Source organism: Sporolactobacillus nakayamae, assembly GCF_900113325.1.
Taxonomy (GTDB): Bacteria; Bacillota; Bacilli; order Bacillales; family Sporolactobacillaceae; genus Sporolactobacillus; species Sporolactobacillus nakayamae.
On sequence record NZ_FOOY01000006.1, the window covers coordinates 40,932 to 60,068 of the forward strand.

A 19,137-nucleotide genomic window follows, 5' to 3' on the forward strand; every position below is an offset into this window, starting at 1 on the left:
TCAGGATGCATTAGTTAACTCGATTCTTGCTTTATATTTATAATTCTATTTCAATACTATACTATCATTATTTTCGCATCATGATCTTCCTAATTGATCCAAATACAGAAAAAAATTACTTGTAGGTTGATCGCATTATTATTTTCCGAAAAAAATCAACTAGGAAAAGGACAGTTTTCTATTTTTATATACCCCAAAATTCATAGGTGAAACGAAATGTTCAGGATTGATTGGATCGCCCGAAAACCGCAAAAAAAAGCCCGATTTCGGACTTTTCACCATCTTCATTGTTCAGATGTATAGGAAATGGCTTGATTGCCAAACTGCTTCCATGCTTTAATAAATGCTTGCTTGTCGGACTTGCTTCCCGGTCCACCGGCAAGCGGGTCATTAAAATAGACATTATGTTCATCAAACCCAGTCAGTAAAACTGAATGTTCTCTGAAGGTGATGCGCATCGTTCCTTGTCTGGTACGCCACTCCTGCCACGCGCTATCCGGGATCGGCTGAAAATTAATGCTGGTGATCGTCCAGACCGGGTTGCCTGAAACTAATTGCGTTTCAATTGCAGACCATGATTTTCCAGACAAATCAATCACACGGTTGCCCAAATAGCTTCGCGCGAGATCAGCAACAGGTCCATGGTACACCGCCAGACCCGGATTTGCCCGGCTGCCATGATACATATTGCCGACAAACCCTTCGTTGGGGTTACCCTTGAACTCCCCTGACTGAAACGGCACTTTTTTCATTTTGCTGGCCAATGTCAACTTGTCCACTTTCACTGAGGCGGATTGAAGCAGCATCGTCAAGCTTGTGACCTCGCAACCGTTCGGCAACTCAGGCTTTTGACTGACATAGGGAGCGGTCAGTCTCTTTTCCGCTACGCCTTTCTTTTTTGCGCGCTTGGGTTGTAGTTGCTTTATCGGTTCACTTTTTTGTTCGCTTGTATTCTCATTGCTGGTTTGCCTCGGTTCAGTGGCCTGTGATTGCGTTTCATGATCATTTCGATTTTGTACTAAAAGTGAGATGACGAGCACGCATCCGATCATAATCACAATCATTAACACAGCAGATATAAATCTCTGTATTCGCATGAACAATCCCCTTGCGTCTTTTATTGATTCTGACGATCCATAAATTGAAGCAGATGGTAGATGGTCTCAATCGTCGGTACCTGTGCGGCGCATTGCTCGGCCGTCTGAATCACGAAGCCTAGAATCGCGTCTAATTCCATGGCGCGCCCATTTTCAAGATCCTGAAGCATTGACGTTTTGTGATTCTGAATTTTTTCGTCGGGGAACAGCAAACCGGCCTTGTATTGCTCTCTGATCGCAATTCCGGACTTCTCAGCGACCGACAAGAATTCTTCGCTGACCCGCTTCAGCAGGCCGTTAAGATCCGGATCCTTCAACGCTTCACCGACACGAGTTTTTGTTAAAGCGGTTAATGGATTATATGTGATGTTCCAAAGTAATTTTTCCCATTTGATCTGACGAATATGTTTGGAAATTTGAACAGTGGTGCCCGCGTGCAGAAGTGCTTTTTCCAGTTCGTAAAGCTTGGCATTTTTTTCGGCATTTTCTTGCCATTCACCAATGACCAGCTTTCCATCACCAACATGATTGACCACGCCCGGTGCTTCTCGAATAATTGAAATAAATGCAGAGCCTCCGACAATATGATCCGCGCCAAATACTTCCGCCAAGCGCTCCTCATTGCCGATTCCGTTGAGCAGGCAAATTACCTTTGTTTTCGGTCCCACGACAGCACGCAATTCAGGGATCACTGCTTCTAGAGCTGTTGATTTGATTGCTAGGAGAATAAAATCAAATGCATCGTCTTTTGCCAACTGCTCCGCATCACTTACGTTAACAGGAAGAGAAAAATTGCCATTAATGCTTTTAACGACAAGCTCATGATTACGCAAACGTTCAAGCGTTTGTCCCTTAGCAATAAATGTCACATCCATCTTTTCCTTTGCCAATACTCCACCATAATAGCAGCCGATTGCTCCGGCTCCCAACACTGCAATTTTCAAAAAAACACGCCCCATTCCCTGTGTTGAATTCTATCTCCTGCTGCAGTTCACAAGTCTATCTCTATGTTACTTTTTATTCTACAGTATTTCATCCGTTTTTTCTCTCGTAGTAACATTCGGGCTGCGCCTCACTATTTTTTGGTATACTGATCAGTGACTGTATTTGTGAAGGAATTGGCTTGGATATAAGAGAATACTGAATTGATCTGAATTTAAGAGAAACAGGTGAATGGAAATGAGTGAGATTATTATCTATTGTGACGGCGGATGCCGAGGCAATCAGGATGACCATAATGTAGGCGGCTGGGGTGCGATTCTAAAGTATGGCGATCATGTCAAAGAACTGCGCGGCGGATTGCGCAACACGACGAACAATGTGATGGAGCTGACAGCAGCGATTCGCGCACTTGAATCATTAAAAACGCGACAAATTCCAGTTTCTTTTTATATTGACAGCGCCTATGTGGTGAATGGCATGAACAGCTGGATCTCCGGTTGGATCAAGAAAGGCTGGAAAACGGCCGGCGGAAAAGCGGTCAAGAACAAGGAACTCTGGATGCGTCTGAATGAACTTGCGCAGATGCAGGAAAAGATAGCGTTCAACAAGGTCAAAGGCCATCACGGCGTCGAGTATAACGAACGGGCCGATCAGCTCGCCAATCTTGCAATGGACGATCTGGAAAAAGATAACTGAAAGACAGGGAGCCCTGCGTGATATGCAGAGCCCCCTGTTTTTTTGTACCGACTAGCAGTTCATGCCGATCTCATTTCCGCTCCAAACGGCATTCATAATATTCGCCGCCTGATACGCGTCGCCAATCAGATACAAATCCGGAACCTTTCCGTTCAGTTCATGATAGAGTCTCTGATCCGGCTTAAAGCCCACAGAAATGACAACGGTATCTGCGGTCACGGCCTGTCTGTGAAAATGGGTATTCGTTAAAACCGCACCTTCATCGGTGATTTCAGTTAGTGAACTATTTGTAGTTACAGCTACGTCATATTTATTAAGTAAATCAATGAGCATGATCTTGTTCATATGCGGAATCGGTTTGCCTCCGCCATTGCTGAGAATTTTATCTTGTGCCTCAACAATTGTCACTTTTTTACCTTTTTGCGCCAAATAGAGCGCCGTCTCGCAGCCAACAAGTCCCCCACCGACAATCAGGACATTGTCGCCTGCTTGTTTCTTACCGCTTAGAATTTCAATCGATGAGGCGACTTTGTCCTTATCCGCACCGGGAAGATTTAAATGAACCTCGTGCGCACCAGTGGCGATGATGACAACTTCAGGCTTTTCCTTATTAACAAGTACTTCATCGACCTCTGTGCCGTAGACAATGGCTATATTCAGTCGCTTCATTTCATTCTCGTACCAAGCGATCAATCGTCTGTCATCGATTTTAAAATCCGGCGTCGATGCAGGAATAATCTGCCCGCCAAGTGCCTCGCTTTTTTCATAAAGTGTCACTTGGTGCCCGCGCAAGGTTGCCATGCGTGCGGCTTCCATCCCGGCAACACCCCCGCCGACAATCATTACTTTTTTCGCTTTGCATGCCGGCTTTGGTTCATAGTAGCGTTCTCGTCCGCATGCCGGGTTTACGGCGCAGCTCAGCGGCTTGCCTTCAAACCCGCGTCCCAAGCATCCGACATGACAGCCGATGCATGGCCGTATTTGTTCAACTTGATGGTTCAGCACTTTCTTTGGCCAAAATGGATCGGTTAAAAGTGGGCGGCCAAGCCCAATCATATCTGCCGCATCCTCATCCAGCGCTTTTTCTGCCACATCAGGAACGCCGAGTTTTCCGGCAACGATGACTGGAATGCTTACTGCTTCTTTCAACTTCTTCGTGTATGGGAGGTACAGCCCCTCTTTCTGGTAGATTGGCGGATGCGACCAATACCAGGCATCATAAGTTCCCATATCAGTGTTCAATTCATCGTAACCAGCTGCCTCCAGAATTTTTGCAGCTTCAATTCCTTCTTCCAAGTCGCGCCCTTTTTCCACATAATCCTCATCAGGCAAACCGCCTTGGCGCCAGTCCTTGATACAACTCTTGACACTGTAGCGAACGCCGACAGGATAATCCTTGCCGCATCTTTTCTTAATGCCTTGAACGATCTCGATCGGAAGCGTCAGCCGTCCCTTGAGATCACCGCCATATTTATCCGTTCTTCTATTAAACAGTGCCAAGGTAAACTGATCAAGCAGGTAGCCTTCGTGAACCGCGTGGATTTCCACACCGTCAAACCCTGCTTTTTTTGCAATGTCTGCGCTTTCAACAAATTGCTGCACAATCCATTCGACCTGCGCAGTTGTCAGTTCATTGCATGTGACTGATGGTTTCCAATAGTTTGGAATATTCGACGCGGAAACAGGAGGCGCGGTCAGCAAAGCGCCCGGAACACCGCTTCGTCCGAAACCCATCGTCAACTGCAGAAAAATTTTCGCCCCGTATGCATGAACGCGTTCCGTCATTTCTGCAGAAGTCATTAAAAAACGTCCCGGATTCTCTGAGACAACAGGAATAATTCCTGAAACAACTTTGTCCAATTTATTCTCAACTTTTGTGATACTTGTGATAATTAAACCTGTACCGCCTTTAGCCCGCTCGACATAGTAGTCAATCGCACGCTGACTGTAACAGCCTTCATTGTCGACTAAGCCGAAAGCGCCCATTGGAGCCATCGAGATTCGATTCTTCACTTCCAGTTTTCCAATTTTCATAGGCTGAAACAATGATTCATACATCATGTGCTGCCCCCTCAATTTGGATTCGGATCACACATCCGTTATAACACTGCGGTTAGGACATGTATGTTAAAAAATTCACATTACGTGTAAACGTTTTCGTATAAATAGGGAAATTCTTGCACAGTAAAGACGGAGTGCGCAACAAATTCGTTATGAGTCTGAGAATTCGTTACGATTTTCGGTGACTTCGTTACGATTTTGAGCTCTTTCGTTACGATTTTCCTTCGGTTCGGTACGAGTCTGGGAATTCGTTACTACTTCCCATGAGTTCGTTACGACTTTCGAGGAGTTCGTTACGAGTTTCAGGCTTCGTTACTACTTTTCCTCTCTTGGGTTGAACTTCCCAGGGATTGGGTTCGACTTTGGTCGCGTTCGGTTCGACTTTCCGATGCTTCGGTTCATCTTCGGGTCTTCGGTTCGACTTTTCCTCTCTTGGGTTCGACTTTTCCCCCGTTAGGTTCGACTTTCCGATGCTTCGGTTCAACTTCGGGTCTTCGGTTCGACTTCTCCTCTCTTGGGTTCGACTTTGATCGTGTTCGGTTCGACTTTCCGATGGTTAGGTTCAACTTTGGGTCTTCGGTTCGACTTCTCCTCTCTTCGGTTCGACTTTGATCGTGTTCGGTTCGACTTTCCGATGCTTCGGTTCATCTTCGGGTCTTCGGTTCGACTTTTCCTCTCTTGGGTTCGACTTTTCCCCCGTTAGGTTGAACTTCAATATTCGGTCCAATTTTCCACGGGTTCGGACTAACCTCAAACTCGGCTGCTGTCCTGATTTAGCAGGTGACCGCCTATCTGTAATTTTTTCGTACAGGTTGCTGCTCATCTTACGTCTACTGTTCAAGAATGAATGTTGAAGATTCATTCCCCTGGTCCGCACGTAAAAAAAAGACACCAGGTTCAGCTTTTACCCTGGTATCTTTCGCTATTCCTATTGAACTTGCAATACAACTTGTCTTTTTTTCATCGACTCGTTCACATTAATAACACGTTGATTGGATGATCCGCGAAACTTTAATTTCAGATTTCGCTTTGTTATGTCGAATGGTCCGTCGATGAGCACGTCGATCTGATTCAGCATGTCTCGCCGCTCAGGGTCGTGCAGCAAATCTTCATAGTGAAATCCGGTCCAGCACCAAATGTCCTTGTCCGGGCATTCGTTCTTGACGCGCCCGATGAGTTTGGTCAAGGTATCCGGATGATCAAACGGCTCGCCGCCAAGCAGCGACAATCCCTGAACTGTTTTGCCCGAATCTTTTAAATCATTGATGATCTTATCCTCTATCTGATCTGTATACGGCTGACCAAATTCAGGATTCCAAGCGACTGCATTCCAGCAGCCCTTGCAATGAAAATGGCAGCCGCTTACAAACAGCGAGTGCCGGATGCCTGTCCCATTCAAAAAGTCAAAGCGTTTATAATCGGCGTAATTCATTTTGTTCACACTCCGGATAGCTCTAGTCAAAAAATGCATGCATCTTCATTAACTCTGCTGTTTTTCGCGGCTGTTGATCTCCTTCAGACGTCCCTTGATCGGTTTGCGTTGAATTACAGAGCCAAGATAGCCGCAAAGTCTGCGTATGCAGGATGTCGTTTCCGGGTTATGGTTGCCGCAGCTTGGGCATTTGAAGCCTGCCGCCGTTGACTCGAACTCGCCTTCATAGCCGCATTCATAGCATTTATCAATCGGCGTGTTCGTACCGAAATAGCCAACGCGGTCATAGGTGTAATCCCAAACCGTCTCCAATCCTTCAGGGTTGTTCACCAAGGATGGGAACTCGCAGTAATGAATGAAGCCGCCTCCCGTATAAGGTTCATAGTCCTTTTCAAAATCAATTTTCTCAAAAGGATTGATCTTTTTGCGCACATCATAATGGAAACTGTTCGTATAATAATCTTTGTCCGTAATATCCTCAATGCTGCCAAAGTGCTGTTTGTCCAGTCTGCAAAAACGGTCGGTCAAGCTCTCTGACGGTGTCGCATAGACACTGAACGCGTAGCCTGTCTTCTTGTGCCATTCATCTGCAACCGCTTTGAAGCGTTTCACGATATCGAGCGTGAACTTTTTGGCAGCCGGATTGTGCTCCCAATCCGGTCCATAGAATACCGTCGCCGCCTCATAAAGCCCGATGTACCCCATGGATACGGTCGCACGGCCATTCTTGAAAATGTCCATCACAGGTTGGTCTGCTTGCAGCCGTTTGCCGGTCGCTCCATATTGATACAGAATCGGAGCATTTTTCGCCTCCACCCTATCCAGCGTGTGAATCCGGAAAAGCAGCGCGCGGCAGACAAGATCAAGACGTTTCTCAAATAGGTTCCAGAAACCGGTCTGATCATCGCATGTTTCAATTGCGATCCTCGGAATATTGAGTGTGACGACACCCATGTTGTTGCGTCCGTCCGTAATGTATTGTCCGTCTTCCTGATAGGATGGGAGAAATGAGCGGCAGCCCATCGGCGCTTTGAAGTCCCCAGTCACCTCAACGATTCGGTCATAGTTCAAGATATCCGGATACATCCGTTTTGTCGCGCATTCCAATGCCAGCTTCTTAATATCATAGTTTGGATCACTTTCATTCAAATTCAATCCGCGTTTGATCGTGAACACGAGCTTTGGGAACACCGCTGTTTTGTGATCGCGACCGAGCCCAATAATCCTCACCTTCAGAATCGCTTTCTGAATTTCGCGCGCAAACCACGACTCACCAAGCCCGAAGTTCAGCGTAAAAAACGGTGTTTGTCCATTACTTGAAAACAAAGTATTGATTTCATATTCGAGCGACTGCATCGAATCGTAGATTTCTTTCTCAGTCATGGAATAAGCATAACGTTCTTGTTCCGCCGGATCCGAGAACCATTCCTTCGCCGTTTCCAAATATTTACGGAAGCTGGTTTTCGCATAAGGCTCTAATACTTCGTCCGCGCGATTGAACGATGTACCGCCATAAATATTAGAGGATACATTGGCAACGATCTGAGCTACCAGCGCAGTCGCTGTCTTAATTGATTTTGGCTGCTCCACATCTGCATTGCCGATTGAGAACCCATTTTCCAACATGCCTTTAAAGTCGATCAGCATGCAATTGTACATTGAGAAAAACGGCGAATAATCAAGATCATGGAAGTGAATGATCCCCTGATTGTGCGCGTCGGCGAATTCCTTTGGCAAAATATGGCGAAGCGCATAGTCTCTAGCTGCCACACCCGCAAGCAAATCACGTTTTGTATTAAATACCTTTTCATCCTTATTCGCATTTTCATTGGCGACATATTCATCCATATTAATTAAGTCGCGAATCTTATCATCTAACGTTTTCTCTTTAAAAATCGGTTCCTTGATCATCTTTACCGCCCCCAACATCTTGCTCTATAAGCAATTATATAACAATATATAGTATGTTCAACAGTATAGTAATACAATATGTAGATGAATCGTGTTTTTTAGGGATCGTAGAGCGAAAAATGAACTTGTGTCAATTTTTCGAACGAGTGCTTTGAGAGGGAAAAACTCCTGAGAGGATGAGAAAAAGAACAACTTATTAAGTATAACAGGTGGCACCATCAAAAAAAGCAGTAATAGGCAATAAAAATGACGATTTCGTGATCGTCATTTCCATCCTTACTGCTGAAAAATATGCTTGAGAAATTTATAAAGCCCATTGTCAAAATACGGAGCATCTGTCACCCAATCCGCCTGCGCTTTCACATGATCAGGTGCATTCTGCATCGCAGCAGAGTGACCGGCAATCCGAAACATCGGCAGATCATTTTCTCCATCACCAACCGCCAACACCTCATCCGGTGAAAGATGGTAATGATCCAATAAGCGTCGAATTCCACTTGCTTTTGAAATATTCTTTCCAACCAATTCAACATTGTTGTGCGACGATGAGAAATAATCAAAAGAGAATTCATCCTGCAATTCTTGCAACCCTGTCTTCCACGCATCCATTTCACGCACATCATCGCTGAAAAAGTAGATCTTAACAATTTCCTCGAGTTCTTTGTCAGACAGGCTGTCTTTCCAGACCATGTCTTCTAAGACCGCCTGTCTCCTTGAGAACCACTCATTAACCGCCACTGATTCCGGTTTCTCGCCATTAATTTGATCGGTAACATAGCCTCTGTCGCGACTTAGGATTGTTCGTCTGCCGCCGATCGGATGGAGCTGATAGTAAAATTTATGTTCCTCTGAGCGTTGAATCAAAAGTTGAACAAGCGGCTTTGAAAGTGTACGTTGGTAAATTTTTTCCGCACCGGCAAAAACAGTCATTCCATTTGACGCAACCATTCCCTTCGCAGGAAAATCATTTGGAAGCACATTCAAGGCATCCACTTCTGTCCGTCCGGTTACCACAAACACATGCTTGCCACGCGCGCTTAATTCCTTCAGATAGTGATTCAGTTCAGGAGTCACTTGATTATCCGGTGTCAGTGTTGTGCCATCTAAGTCAAGCATAATCGTTTGTATCCCCATATGTTCCCGCCTCCGCACAATCTAATCTCTTTCATTCATTCTAACGTTTCTTGGCGCGACGCGCATCTGTCAGCCCATATTCATGAACCGAAGCTGCACATTTTATGAAAAATCGTGTTTTTTCACGTTTCATGTGATGAAGTAAGATTCGCTTGCTCATACTAATACAATCCGTACAAAAGGGAGGAATAAACATGCTCGGTCTCATATGGTCGTTAATCGTTATCTTGTTTCTCATCTGGCTCGTACTCCTATTGCTTAAAATCGGCGGTGCAATCATCTATCTGCTTCTTGTTGCCGTAGCCGTTCTGTTTGTTCTTCAATTCTTCACAAGGAAGTAAACAACAAACCGGTCTGTTTCACACGCCAGGCCGGTTTTTACTTTCTATAAACACAATCTTTTATTACAGATTGATAGAACCTTCAATTTATGAGTAAAAATAATCAGTATTTTATTCTGTTGCAAAATTTCTTGCTTTAGCGCCAACATAATTTCTTCTTCCAAGTGATCATCAAGTGCCGAACTCGGTTCATCCATGATCAACAGGTCATAAGTCTTAACCAGTGATCGAGCAATTGCAATTCTTTGCTTTTGCCCGCCGGAACATTTTCGTACTTAGCAGTTCGTATTCTATGCAGAACACAAAAACCGGCTGCTCCCGAGAATACGAGATCAGCCGGTTTTACCGATTATCCTTTAATTTTTCTGAGCAGCCTCAGCAAGTGACGCTTCGAAGCTTTCACTGAAAATAGCGAAGGCATCATCGATTTGTTCCTTGGTGACAATCAGCGGTGGAATGAATCGGATGACGTTGTGGTCAACACCACAGTTGAGTAGAATTAGGCCTTTTTCCAGCGCATTGGCCCGAATCGCTGTAACGAGGTCGCCGTCAGGCTTTCCGTTTCGATCCACAAACTCAATGCCGATCATCAGCCCGAGTCCCCTGACCTCAAGCACCTCGTCATGCTGCTTGGCAAATTCAAGCAGTTTTCCTTTAAAATAGGCGCCGACTTCTACCGCGTTGTCGACAAGTCCGCCTTCAAGCAATTCAAAAACTGCGACACCGGCTGCGCAGGCAACCGGATTGCCGCCGAAGGTTCCGCCATGCGTTCCTGCCGGCCATTGATCCATCAGATCGCGCTTGGCCACCAGCGCGCTAAGCGGGAAACCATTGGCGATCGCTTTGGCCAGTGACATAATATCCGGCTTTACGTCAAAATTTTCATAGGCAAAGATTTTACCCGTCCGTCCGAATCCAGTCTGAACCTCATCGAACACGAGCAAAATGCCATGTTCGTCACAGATTTTGCGAATCGCTTGCAGGAACGATTTTGGCGGGACAATGTAGCCGCCCTCGCCTTGGATTGGTTCCATGATCATGCATGCAACCTGCTCCGGTTCAATCAAGTCGTGAAAAATTTCTTCGAGCGAATTCAAACAACGTGTTACTTCCTGCTCTTCAGTCAAGCCGGAATGCGTCGCATACGGATAGTCCGCGTAATAAACACTCGGCAGCAGCCCCTCATAGTTGCGGCGATATTTCGCATTTGAAGCCGTCAGCGTTGTCGTCGCGAGCGTCCGTCCGTGAAAACTGTGTTTGAATGTAATGATGCCGGGACGATGAGTAACTTGCTTGGCGAGCTTAATCGCAGCCTCATTGGCCTCCGCACCGCTGTTCGAGAAATAGATTTTATAATCCGAACCCACATGGCCGAGAATCTTCTCAGCTAGTTTAATATAAGAGGGATAGTAAACCACATTATGACCGCCATGAATGAGCTGGTCCATTTGTTCCTTAGCCTTCTCAACAATGTAAGGATGATTGTGTCCACAGTTAACAACCGCGACACCGCTGGCAAAGTCCAAATACTTTTTCCCATTCTCATCCCACACATAGGCACCTTCGCCTTTGACAACACCCAGTTGCGTCGCACGCAGCGCAATCGGCGGGAACAGATCTAATGATTTTTCATACATGCTTTTTTCCGGCATTCCACTCATACCTCTTTTTATTAAAAATTAGAAGAGCATTATCAAAGACCACTATATTACACAATATTATATAATGAATTTAATCAATCGTTTATTTACTTTTATTAAGTCAAAATTCGCACTTAATCGATCACTCATTGGAGGAACGGCCGATGGAACTCAGACAATTAAAAACCTTTCAGGTGGCAGCAGAACTGCTGAACTTCACACAAGCCGCCAAACAACTGAATTTCTCCCAGCCGACCATCACAGCGCAAGTCCGCGCACTTGAGAAAGAAATCGGTCATTCACTCTTTTTCCGAATCGGGAAGCAAACCTTTCTCACCGCGTATGGAGAAATTGTGAAACGCTATGCGGACCAGCTCTTCCCGATTTTGGAGCAAATGGACGCTGATTTGCAGGAAGAGAGCCAAGCGGCCAGCAAATTAATCATTGCAGCGTCGGAAACATTCTGTACGTATTACTTCCCGCCGATCATCCGTCAATTTTTGGATGCCTATCCTGAGATCGGCATCAAACTCGTGTCGTGTACCAGTGATAAGGTCATTGCCGGAATCAACGATAACAGCTTCGATATCGGTATTATTTCCGGATCTTACACTAAAGCCGGCGTGACGAACGTCGTCATTTCTGAAAAAGAAGATCTCATCCTGATTGTCTCAAAAGAGCTCCATGATAAGCATTCCAACCAAGAGTTACTTGAGCGCTTCCCTTTTATTAAGTATGAAATTATCGGACCATTCGAGCAGCAAATGAACAGCTATATTGAAGAAAACGACATCCAGGCACGTAAGGTCATTGAATCCAGCAGCCTCGAAGCAGTCAAGAGTGCTGTGTTGAACGATATCGGTGTCGGTCTCATCAGTCGCAATCTCGTTAAAAAAGAACTGGTTTCACGCCAGTTGTATGAAATCTCTCTGAACAAGAAACCGATTCAAATTCAAACATCTTTAATTATCGCCACAAACAAACTTACGGATCAAACGACCATGCACCTGATCAAGCTGATTGAGCAGAACTGGAACACCATCCATTAAAGAATCTTTTCCAAGAAATCCTTGGCACGCTCCGTGCTTGGATTGCTAAAGAACGCTTCCGGCGTATTGGATTCCAGTATCCTGCCATCATCCATGAAGACGACTTTGTTCGCCACTTGTTTGGCAAAGCCCATTTCGTGCGTGACGATCACCATCGTCATGCCAGATTCAGCGAGTGATTGAATAACGTCGAGCACTTCCTTGACCATTTCCGGATCAAGCGCCGATGTCGGTTCGTCGAACAGCATATAGTCCGGCTCCATCGCCAATGCGCGGGCAATCGCCACACGCTGCTTCTGTCCGCCTGAGAGCTTGTTCGGATACTGATTCTTTTTATCAAGCAGTCCGACTTTATTTAATAGTTCCTCGGCTTTTTTTACTGCGTCATCTTTTGAGAGTCCCTTGACTTTCATCGGTGCGTAGATCAGATTCTCAAGCACAGTCTTATGCGGAAAGAGATAAAAATGTTGAAACACCATGCCGACCTTTTCCCGTACTTTGGTTACCTGTTTCGGTTTCATTGCCGTCATATTGTGCTCATCGACCATGACTGTACCCGATGTGGGCTGTTCAAGCAAATTGATACAGCGCAAAAAAGTTGATTTTCCGGAGCCGGATGGGCCGATGACAACGACCACTTCGCCTTGATTGATCTGCAGTGAAACATCCTTCAAAACCTTGATGCTGCCGAAATTTTTTATTATATGTTCAGCTTTGATCACTGCGGCTCAGCCTCCTTTCGATGCGTCCGCCGATAAACGTCAAAAGAAGGATGACGAGATAGTACATGATAAACGCGACGAACATCGGTGGGAAATAAGTATAATATTGTGCCGAGACAATCTGCGAACGCCGCATCATATCAGTGACGGCAATCGTTGACACAATCGCCGAGTCTTTTGTCAGAGTAATGAATTCGTTCATCATCGCCGGCAGGATGTTCTTGATCGCCTGCGGGAGAATGATGTCCTTCATCATCGGCCAGTAGCCGACACCGAGTGCGCCGGCTGCTTCAAACTGGCCTTTGTCCACCGCATTGATTCCTGAACGAATGATCTCGGACATATAAGCCCCCGAATTCAAACCGAACGTGATAATTGCGACTGTCGTCGCATTGACATCGCCAAGGCCAAAGAGCTGCGGTACCGCAAAATAGGCGAGTGCGAGTTGCATAATCAGCGGGGTTCCGCGGAAAATCGATGTATAACCACGGGCAAGCCCATTCAATAATTTTACATTACTGATTTTGCAAAGAGACAGCAACGTTCCTAAGACAAAACCAATAATTGCCGCGCCTAACGCAATCCCCAAAGTTACCCATATACCATTAATGATATAGGGAATCGAAGGAGCAATTGTTTTGAAACTGCTAATGAGTTGTTCCATCGCCCCATTATCCTTTCAGTACTTTATTTATTACTGGTTTTTGATCCATTTGGTGACAAGCTTGTCTTTTGTGCCGTTCTCTTCCAACTTTTTCAGTGCTTTGTCAAATTTTGCTGTTAATTTGCTGTTCTTTGGGAATGCAGCACTGATCGGATCGTATTGCGTCTTGCCGTCAACGACTGCTTTAAACTGTTGGAATGTCTTGTCCTTGCTCGTGTAGCCGTAAGCAACCGTGTCAACTGTAACAATTGCGTCCAGCTTGCCGGCGCGCATCGCTTCAACCATTTCGTTCAGCTTGTCCCATGTTTGAATTTTCATCGGGATCGTTTTGCTGACTTTTTTTGCAAGTGTTTCTTGCGTCGTTCCGAGCTGAACGCCAACCTTCTTGTTTTTCAGATCTTCCATCGTTTTAATGTTTGTCGCTTTTCTCGTCAAAATAACTTGGAACGACTGATAATAAGTCTTCGAGAAATCGACTTGTTTGCGGCGATCAGGTGTATCAACCATTCCGGCCATAACAAAATCTACTTTCTTGCTGCCAAGTGCAGCTACGAGCCCGTTAAAATCCTGATTCTTTACTTCCAGTTTGTAGCCGAGTTCTTTAGCAATAGCTTTTGCCAAATCAAGGTCAAATCCAACGATCTTGTTGCCGTTTGCCGTATCAACCGATTCAAACGGCGGGTAATCCGCACTCGTACCCATTACAATTGTCTTTTTCTTGCTTGAATCACTGCTTCCTGAACTGCTGCATGCTGAAAGAACAATTAAAAGAAGAGCCATCATTACTAAACCAATTTTTTTAACCATTATCTTCGCCTCTTTTTTATATTATTGATTCCCTTGTTAGGGACCAGAAAACTTTATTATACATCTAAATCCTCGAAAATCTGCTCAGTCATTGAACGAATTAATTTCGGAAGTACGCCATATGAATAGGGCTTGTAGACGCGTTCCATCCATGTATGCGCCCGCTTGCCGTACACGCCCATATCAAGAACAGGAATGTTCAGCTTGCGAATCTGGTCGAGCGGCACGTTGTACATTTTGTCCCATACCGGGAAATTTCCAATAATCGCAGCCGTTTCTTCAGCAGTCTCGCTCATTGCGAGATAGCTGCTGTCGGCAAGATAAGGGAAAAAGCGCTTTTTGGCAAACTGCTCGCCGGTTTCTTGCTCTGCCTGACGCAATACGTGATCAAGAATCTGATCGCAGCGTTTCTCAGCCGCGACGTCCTCTCGCAGATAATTATGCGGGCAATACGGCGGGGCAAAGAACACGATCACCTTCGGACGCTTGTCTCCGGAGAGAGCCTCAAGCGCCTCAATCACCTTAAAACTGATTTGGCGGGAATCCTCGTTCGGATTCGCTTGCATCACTTGATTCGTTAATTCGTCGACAGGCACGCCTTTTGCCTTGAACTCACTCACAAATTCCTCATAGCTCAAGACATCGGTCGACCACTCGGGTGCCGGTCCTTCAAGCCCGCAATTCTTTGCGAACACAGTATACTGCTTTTTCAAAAAAAGCGCTAAATCATCACAGGCGTCTTGCGCCACTGCTTTCAACTGCTCAAGTACTTCTTTCGGTGTGCGCTCATAGAGAAAATAGTTGAAATACAGATGAGTGGTTCCTGCTGTCTGGACATTATAGAACGCTTTTTTATCCCTAAGAAAAAGACATGACGGAGGCAAAATAACTTCATCGGGAATTTGTTCCGCACAGGCCATATTATTGTTCAACGCATCATTAATTTTACTTGCGATCAGCGTTGGATCAATTCCCGAGAGCGTTTCTCCGACATGCGTTTCACGGCCCCTGATGTAGAAGCAGCCGAGCAGTTTTCCCGCAGATCCGGTATAGACATAACGGCGCGGATCACCTTTGTAAAGCGGGCTGTTGAAATCTCCGTTAATGGCCAGCAAGTAGTCAAGTCCACGCTCTTTCTTCAAGCGGATCAGCTCTTTCGTTGCTTCCATTACGCCCACATGATCATTTTCTTCGACCGGGTTAAACATGACAAGCAGGTTGCCTTTCAATTGGTTCCGATGCTCCGAATAATAGAGCAGATTGCTCAGGTGGACAGCGTCGCCGCTTTTCATATCCAGCATGCCGCGACCGAACAGCCAGTCCCCGGACGCCGCATCTTGCTGAACATCGCTATCCTTCGTGTACTTGGAAAAATAACGCTGCAGATAGTCCGGATCCAACGCATGTGACTCAAGGGATCCAAAGTCGTCAATACCGACCGTATCCATATGACCATGATAAATGATGGTCTTCTTATTTTCAAACGCCCCTTCAAGAAGAGCGAACACATTTTTTCTTCCAAGCGTATCATCACTTAGCGGCTGCGTCCAGACCTGATCCGGATTCTGCGCGAAATAAGGGAAGGAGCGGAGAATCATTTCCACCTGATCTGCCATGTTCACTTCTCCGTCCGTACCGTTGACGCTCTTCACGCTGACAAGATCTCTCGCTATTTTCTCAATCTGCTCTTCCGCCGGCAAGTCCTTAATGGCCTCATACATTATAAATTCTCTCTCCCTTTCTGTTGAATTATTCCACGGGATCACGTTGAAGCACGAGTGAGGAACAGTGAATGCCCCCACCCATTTTATTCAGTTCATCTACCGGAATCGCAATGACCTCGACACCGGCTTTTTCAAGTGCGTCGATGGTGCGAACGCCTAGAGAAGTGAAGAGTACCTTTCCAGGAGCGAGGCACAGACAATTAGTGGTCATCGGCGGATCAAGAGGATCGGTATAGATCAACTTAATACCGCGTTTCTGCAGGTATTGAAGGAACCAATGCGGCAGATTAGTCGGATCAACAAGCGCCTTGTCCACGTCAACCATATTGAACACTTCGTCAAGATGAATCATGCTGGAGGGCAGATCGACAACAACAAGATCCATGCCCTGCCAAGAAAGTATAGCACGCAACTGGTCGATCCCTTCTTGATTCACGCGAATGGAACGCCCAACCATCGCCGTTTTCCGATCAAATACCATGAAGCTGCCGCCTTCCACAAAGCCCTTTCCTTGGATGGATGCCAGCACCGGCATACCGATTTCAGCAGCCGTCTTGAGCGTACGTCGTGTTTCTCCATATCTGAATTTCAATGCAAATCGAGCCAAAATCAGACCACCGGGAATGACCATGCCGACATCACGTGCAAATAAATTGTTCGTCAACAACTGGTCGTCCTCAATAAGCGGAATGACCTCGACGCCTTCTTGTTTCAAAATGTCTGTCATCCCGTCATGCTGCTCCTGCATTTTCGCCAGATCCAGCGACTCTTTGCTTAAGCTGTAACTGACAATGTTCCCGCTCGCATCGCGAAGAATTCTCGCCCCGGCTTCCGGTTCGAATTTCGCTTTATTTAATTCATGGACCTCATTTCCCGGACGGTGGACAAAAACCTTTCTCACCTTTCCGACGGCATTCGGATTTCCCCAATCTGAAGACCAGTACTTTTCCAAAAGAGCAGTATCTTCAAATGAATCCTGAACCATATTCTCGTCAAGAAATTTATGCAACACAGACAAACAGACCCCTCCTTAGAAAATCGGCAACTCGTTTAGCACATGTTATGGAACAAAACCTTACATTAAATTCATCTGCTTCTATGATAATACAAAAATTACGTTAGCGTTATTTATAATTTTTTATGTCATGTATCTGAAAATTCTATCGCTCGTCAATTTTTTATTTATTACTTTATCAGAGCACAGTAATGATGTTAGGCACAGTTTGGGAAAATCATGTATTTTTAAAATTATTCGAACACCTCCTTCATCGCTTGTCAGATTTACTTTATTAAAGAATAACGTTGGTTAGATTTTATGACATTATAATTGACGATCTCTTCACATTCGATTATTATTAGATTTGTAAACTTCATCCTTTCTGTTTTCGTATATCCTTAATAATACGGTTTAGGGGTCTCTACCTGGGAACCGTAAATTCCCGGCTACGAAAAATATGTTCGCATATTTTTCGTAGCCCTTTTTTTGTTTTCCACAATTTTATTTGGAGATGGATGTTATGAAACGAACAATTATTAAGAATGCTGAGATCGTTACCATGGATCAAAATGAGACAATTACCCATGGAGATCTTTTGATTGAGAACGACCGAATTCAATCAGTCGGACCAACCATGCAGTCGAAGCCCGGCGATTATGTGATTGATGGAACAGGACGAACGGTCATTCCCGGATTCATCCAAACACATATCCATCTCTGTCAGACGCTGTTTCGCGGCAAGGCGGACGATCTGGAGCTCATGGACTGGCTGAGAAAACGTATCTGGCCGCTTGAAGCCGCACATGATGACGAGTCCATTTATCTCTCAGCATTACTCGGAATCGGCGAATTGGTTTCGGGAGGATCAACGACCATTGTCGATATGGAGACCGTACATTACACAAATGAAGCCTTTCAGGCAATTGCTGAAAGCGGCATCCGAGCGTTGTCCGGCAAAGTGATGATGGATAAAGGCAGCGATGTACCACTCGGCCTCCAAGAAAAAACGGATGATTCCATTCGCGAAAGTGTCGATCTTTTGGAAAAATGGAACGGGCACGACAACGGACGAATCCGTTACGCATTTGCACCGCGCTTCGTTATCTCCTGCACAGAATCTCTGCTCACACAAGTGCGTGATCTCGCCGATCATTACAACGTTTTTGTTCACACACACGCATCGGAAAATCGCGGTGAAATTGCCATTGTTGAGCACGATACCGGTATGCGCAACATTGCATATCTCGATCATATTGGACTTGCAGGCAAGCGGTTGATTCTTGCCCATTGCATTTGGCTCACTGAGGAAGAAAAAACGATCATTCGAAACCGCGGCGTTCATGTCAGCCATTGCCCCGGTTCAAACTTAAAGCTTGCTTCCGGAATCGCTCAAGTGCCGCAGATGGCGGATATGGGAATTAACCTTGGCCTTGGCGCAGATGGCGCGCCGTGCAACAACAATTTGGATATGTTCCAGGAAATGCGTCTTGCCGCATTGATCCAAAAGCCGGTTCATGGTCCAACCGCCATGAACGCGCGGCAGATTTTCCGTATGGCGACGATTGACGGAGCAAAAGCGGTCGGTTTAGAAAATGAAATTGGCAGCCTCGAAGTCGGGAAGAAGGCGGATCTTGCCATTCTCAATTTGAATACCTTTCACTGTAATCCGATGTTCGGCACCGATCCGATTTCACGGATTGTCTATTCGGCAAACAGCTCAGATGTAGAAACCACAATCATCGACGGACGCATTGTCATGGAAAATCGACAGATGAAAACCATTGATCAAACGTTTGTTTTAAAAGAATCCGAAGTCGCCATAGAACGCTTGATGAAGCGTGCGGGGATACGCGTTTAATGATCGGAGGTTTGATGCGGGTCCAATTGGATCCGCATTTTTTCTATAGAGTAAGAACTTGA

Annotated in this window: 17 protein-coding genes, 1 pseudogene and 1 riboswitch; of the genes and pseudogenes, 4 read left to right on the top strand and 14 right to left on the bottom strand. The window is 45.6% G+C overall.

Features of this window, described 5'->3' with window-relative positions:
• Nucleotides 1–284: 284 nt before the first annotated feature.
• Together BM003_RS04780 and BM003_RS04785 are read right to left on the bottom strand one after the other, a co-directional pair.
• Nucleotides 285–1,097 (bottom strand): C39 family peptidase, encoded by an 813-nt coding sequence (locus tag BM003_RS04780; RefSeq protein ID WP_093670658.1) that lies wholly within the window; start codon nucleotides 1,095–1,097, stop codon nucleotides 285–287.
• 20 nt (nucleotides 1,098–1,117) lie between these two features.
• A complete protein-coding gene (locus tag BM003_RS04785; RefSeq protein ID WP_093670913.1) occupies nucleotides 1,118–2,041 on the bottom strand; it encodes a ketopantoate reductase family protein in 924 nt (307 codons plus the stop codon).
• Nucleotides 2,042–2,276: 235 nt separating this feature from the next.
• Here BM003_RS04785 and rnhA point away from each other — a divergent pair, with 235 nt between their 5' ends.
• Nucleotides 2,277–2,735: a ribonuclease HI gene (rnhA, locus tag BM003_RS04790; protein WP_093670915.1), complete on the top strand. Its 459-nt coding sequence runs from the start codon at nucleotides 2,277–2,279 to the stop codon at nucleotides 2,733–2,735.
• Between the two features lie 51 nt (nucleotides 2,736–2,786).
• Here rnhA and BM003_RS04795 read toward each other — a convergent pair whose 3' ends face one another.
• The 5 genes from BM003_RS04795 to BM003_RS04820 form a co-directional block, all read right to left on the bottom strand.
• Nucleotides 2,787–4,793: an FAD-dependent oxidoreductase gene (locus BM003_RS04795; RefSeq protein WP_245734065.1), complete on the bottom strand. Its 2,007-nt coding sequence runs from the start codon at nucleotides 4,791–4,793 to the stop codon at nucleotides 2,787–2,789.
• A gap of 214 nt (nucleotides 4,794–5,007) precedes the next feature.
• A complete protein-coding gene (locus BM003_RS04800; RefSeq protein ID WP_093670662.1) occupies nucleotides 5,008–5,280 on the bottom strand; it encodes a hypothetical protein in 273 nt (90 codons plus the stop codon).
• A 444-nt stretch (nucleotides 5,281–5,724) separates the two neighbouring features.
• A complete protein-coding gene (gene nrdG, locus BM003_RS04810; RefSeq protein ID WP_093670666.1) occupies nucleotides 5,725–6,228 on the bottom strand; it encodes an anaerobic ribonucleoside-triphosphate reductase activating protein in 504 nt (167 codons plus the stop codon).
• A 48-nt stretch (nucleotides 6,229–6,276) separates the two neighbouring features.
• Entirely contained in the window at nucleotides 6,277–8,139 is a 1,863-nt protein-coding gene (nrdD, locus tag BM003_RS04815) for an anaerobic ribonucleoside-triphosphate reductase (protein ID WP_245734067.1), read from the bottom strand.
• 276 nt (nucleotides 8,140–8,415) lie between these two features.
• Nucleotides 8,416–9,273, bottom strand: coding sequence for an HAD family hydrolase (locus BM003_RS04820; protein ID WP_093670670.1), 858 nt, complete (start codon nucleotides 9,271–9,273; stop codon nucleotides 8,416–8,418).
• A gap of 194 nt (nucleotides 9,274–9,467) precedes the next feature.
• Between BM003_RS04820 and BM003_RS17550 the strand changes: the two genes are divergently transcribed.
• Nucleotides 9,468–9,614: a DUF5670 family protein gene (locus BM003_RS17550; RefSeq protein ID WP_177184642.1), complete on the top strand. Its 147-nt coding sequence runs from the start codon at nucleotides 9,468–9,470 to the stop codon at nucleotides 9,612–9,614.
• Between the two features lie 44 nt (nucleotides 9,615–9,658).
• Here BM003_RS17550 and BM003_RS18215 read toward each other — a convergent pair.
• Nucleotides 9,659–9,871 (bottom strand): annotated as a pseudogene (locus BM003_RS18215) (ATP-binding cassette domain-containing protein); the annotation flags it as partial.
• A 99-nt stretch (nucleotides 9,872–9,970) separates the two neighbouring features.
• Nucleotides 9,971–11,266: an aspartate aminotransferase family protein gene (locus BM003_RS04830; protein ID WP_093670674.1), complete on the bottom strand. Its 1,296-nt coding sequence runs from the start codon at nucleotides 11,264–11,266 to the stop codon at nucleotides 9,971–9,973.
• 152 nt (nucleotides 11,267–11,418) lie between these two features.
• Here BM003_RS04830 and BM003_RS04835 point away from each other — a divergent pair, with 152 nt between their 5' ends.
• Complete coding sequence (locus BM003_RS04835) at nucleotides 11,419–12,303, top strand: LysR family transcriptional regulator (protein WP_093670676.1); 885 nt, start codon at nucleotides 11,419–11,421, stop codon at nucleotides 12,301–12,303.
• On the opposite strand, the gene BM003_RS04840 is transcribed toward BM003_RS04835, so the two are convergent.
• From BM003_RS04840 to BM003_RS04860, 5 genes are read right to left on the bottom strand one after another with little or no spacing between them, the layout of a single operon-like run.
• Nucleotides 12,300–13,025, bottom strand: a complete 726-nt coding sequence (locus BM003_RS04840; protein ID WP_093670678.1) for an amino acid ABC transporter ATP-binding protein — start codon at nucleotides 13,023–13,025, stop codon at nucleotides 12,300–12,302. The genes BM003_RS04835 and BM003_RS04840 overlap by 4 nt on opposite strands.
• Entirely contained in the window at nucleotides 13,012–13,689 is a 678-nt protein-coding gene (locus tag BM003_RS04845; protein ID WP_093670680.1) for an amino acid ABC transporter permease, read from the bottom strand. The genes BM003_RS04840 and BM003_RS04845 overlap by 14 nt, the downstream gene beginning before the upstream one ends.
• Before the next feature lie 30 nt (nucleotides 13,690–13,719).
• A complete protein-coding gene (locus tag BM003_RS04850; protein WP_093670682.1) occupies nucleotides 13,720–14,496 on the bottom strand; it encodes a transporter substrate-binding domain-containing protein in 777 nt (258 codons plus the stop codon).
• A 56-nt stretch (nucleotides 14,497–14,552) separates the two neighbouring features.
• Nucleotides 14,553–16,217, bottom strand: a complete 1,665-nt coding sequence (locus BM003_RS04855) for a M20/M25/M40 family metallo-hydrolase (RefSeq protein WP_093670684.1) — start codon at nucleotides 16,215–16,217, stop codon at nucleotides 14,553–14,555.
• A 28-nt stretch (nucleotides 16,218–16,245) separates the two neighbouring features.
• Nucleotides 16,246–17,232, bottom strand: coding sequence for a dimethylarginine dimethylaminohydrolase family protein (locus BM003_RS04860; RefSeq protein WP_245734074.1), 987 nt, complete (start codon nucleotides 17,230–17,232; stop codon nucleotides 16,246–16,248).
• Between the two features lie 353 nt (nucleotides 17,233–17,585).
• Nucleotides 17,586–17,686: riboswitch (purine riboswitch) on the top strand.
• A gap of 51 nt (nucleotides 17,687–17,737) precedes the next feature.
• On the opposite strand from BM003_RS04860, the gene BM003_RS04865 reads away from it, so the two are divergent.
• Complete coding sequence (locus BM003_RS04865; protein ID WP_093670688.1) at nucleotides 17,738–19,075, top strand: 5'-deoxyadenosine deaminase; 1,338 nt, start codon at nucleotides 17,738–17,740, stop codon at nucleotides 19,073–19,075.
• Nucleotides 19,076–19,137 lie beyond the last annotated feature (62 nt).

Bases quoted from the DNA above. Each gene is read 5' to 3' on its own strand.
- nrdD (WP_245734067.1), bottom strand. From the start codon at position 8,139: ATGATCAAGGAACCGATTTTTAAAGAGAAAACGTTAGATGATAAGATT.
- BM003_RS04830 (WP_093670674.1), bottom strand. From the start codon at position 11,266: ATGCCGGAAAAAAGCATGTATGAAAAATCATTAGATCTGTTCCCGCCG.
- BM003_RS04835 (WP_093670676.1), top strand. From the start codon at position 11,419: ATGGAACTCAGACAATTAAAAACCTTTCAGGTGGCAGCAGAACTGCTG.
- BM003_RS04780 (WP_093670658.1), bottom strand. From the start codon at position 1,097: ATGCGAATACAGAGATTTATATCTGCTGTGTTAATGATTGTGATTATG.
- BM003_RS04845 (WP_093670680.1), bottom strand. From the start codon at position 13,689: ATGGAACAACTCATTAGCAGTTTCAAAACAATTGCTCCTTCGATTCCC.
- rnhA (WP_093670915.1), top strand. From the start codon at position 2,277: ATGAGTGAGATTATTATCTATTGTGACGGCGGATGCCGAGGCAATCAG.
- nrdG (WP_093670666.1), bottom strand. From the start codon at position 6,228: ATGAATTACGCCGATTATAAACGCTTTGACTTTTTGAATGGGACAGGC.
- BM003_RS04850 (WP_093670682.1), bottom strand. From the start codon at position 14,496: ATGGTTAAAAAAATTGGTTTAGTAATGATGGCTCTTCTTTTAATTGTT.
- BM003_RS04820 (WP_093670670.1), bottom strand. From the start codon at position 9,273: ATGGGGATACAAACGATTATGCTTGACTTAGATGGCACAACACTGACA.
- BM003_RS04865 (WP_093670688.1), top strand. From the start codon at position 17,738: ATGAAACGAACAATTATTAAGAATGCTGAGATCGTTACCATGGATCAA.
- BM003_RS04795 (WP_245734065.1), bottom strand. From the start codon at position 4,793: ATGTATGAATCATTGTTTCAGCCTATGAAAATTGGAAAACTGGAAGTG.
- BM003_RS04855 (WP_093670684.1), bottom strand. From the start codon at position 16,217: ATGTATGAGGCCATTAAGGACTTGCCGGCGGAAGAGCAGATTGAGAAA.
- BM003_RS17550 (WP_177184642.1), top strand. From the start codon at position 9,468: ATGCTCGGTCTCATATGGTCGTTAATCGTTATCTTGTTTCTCATCTGG.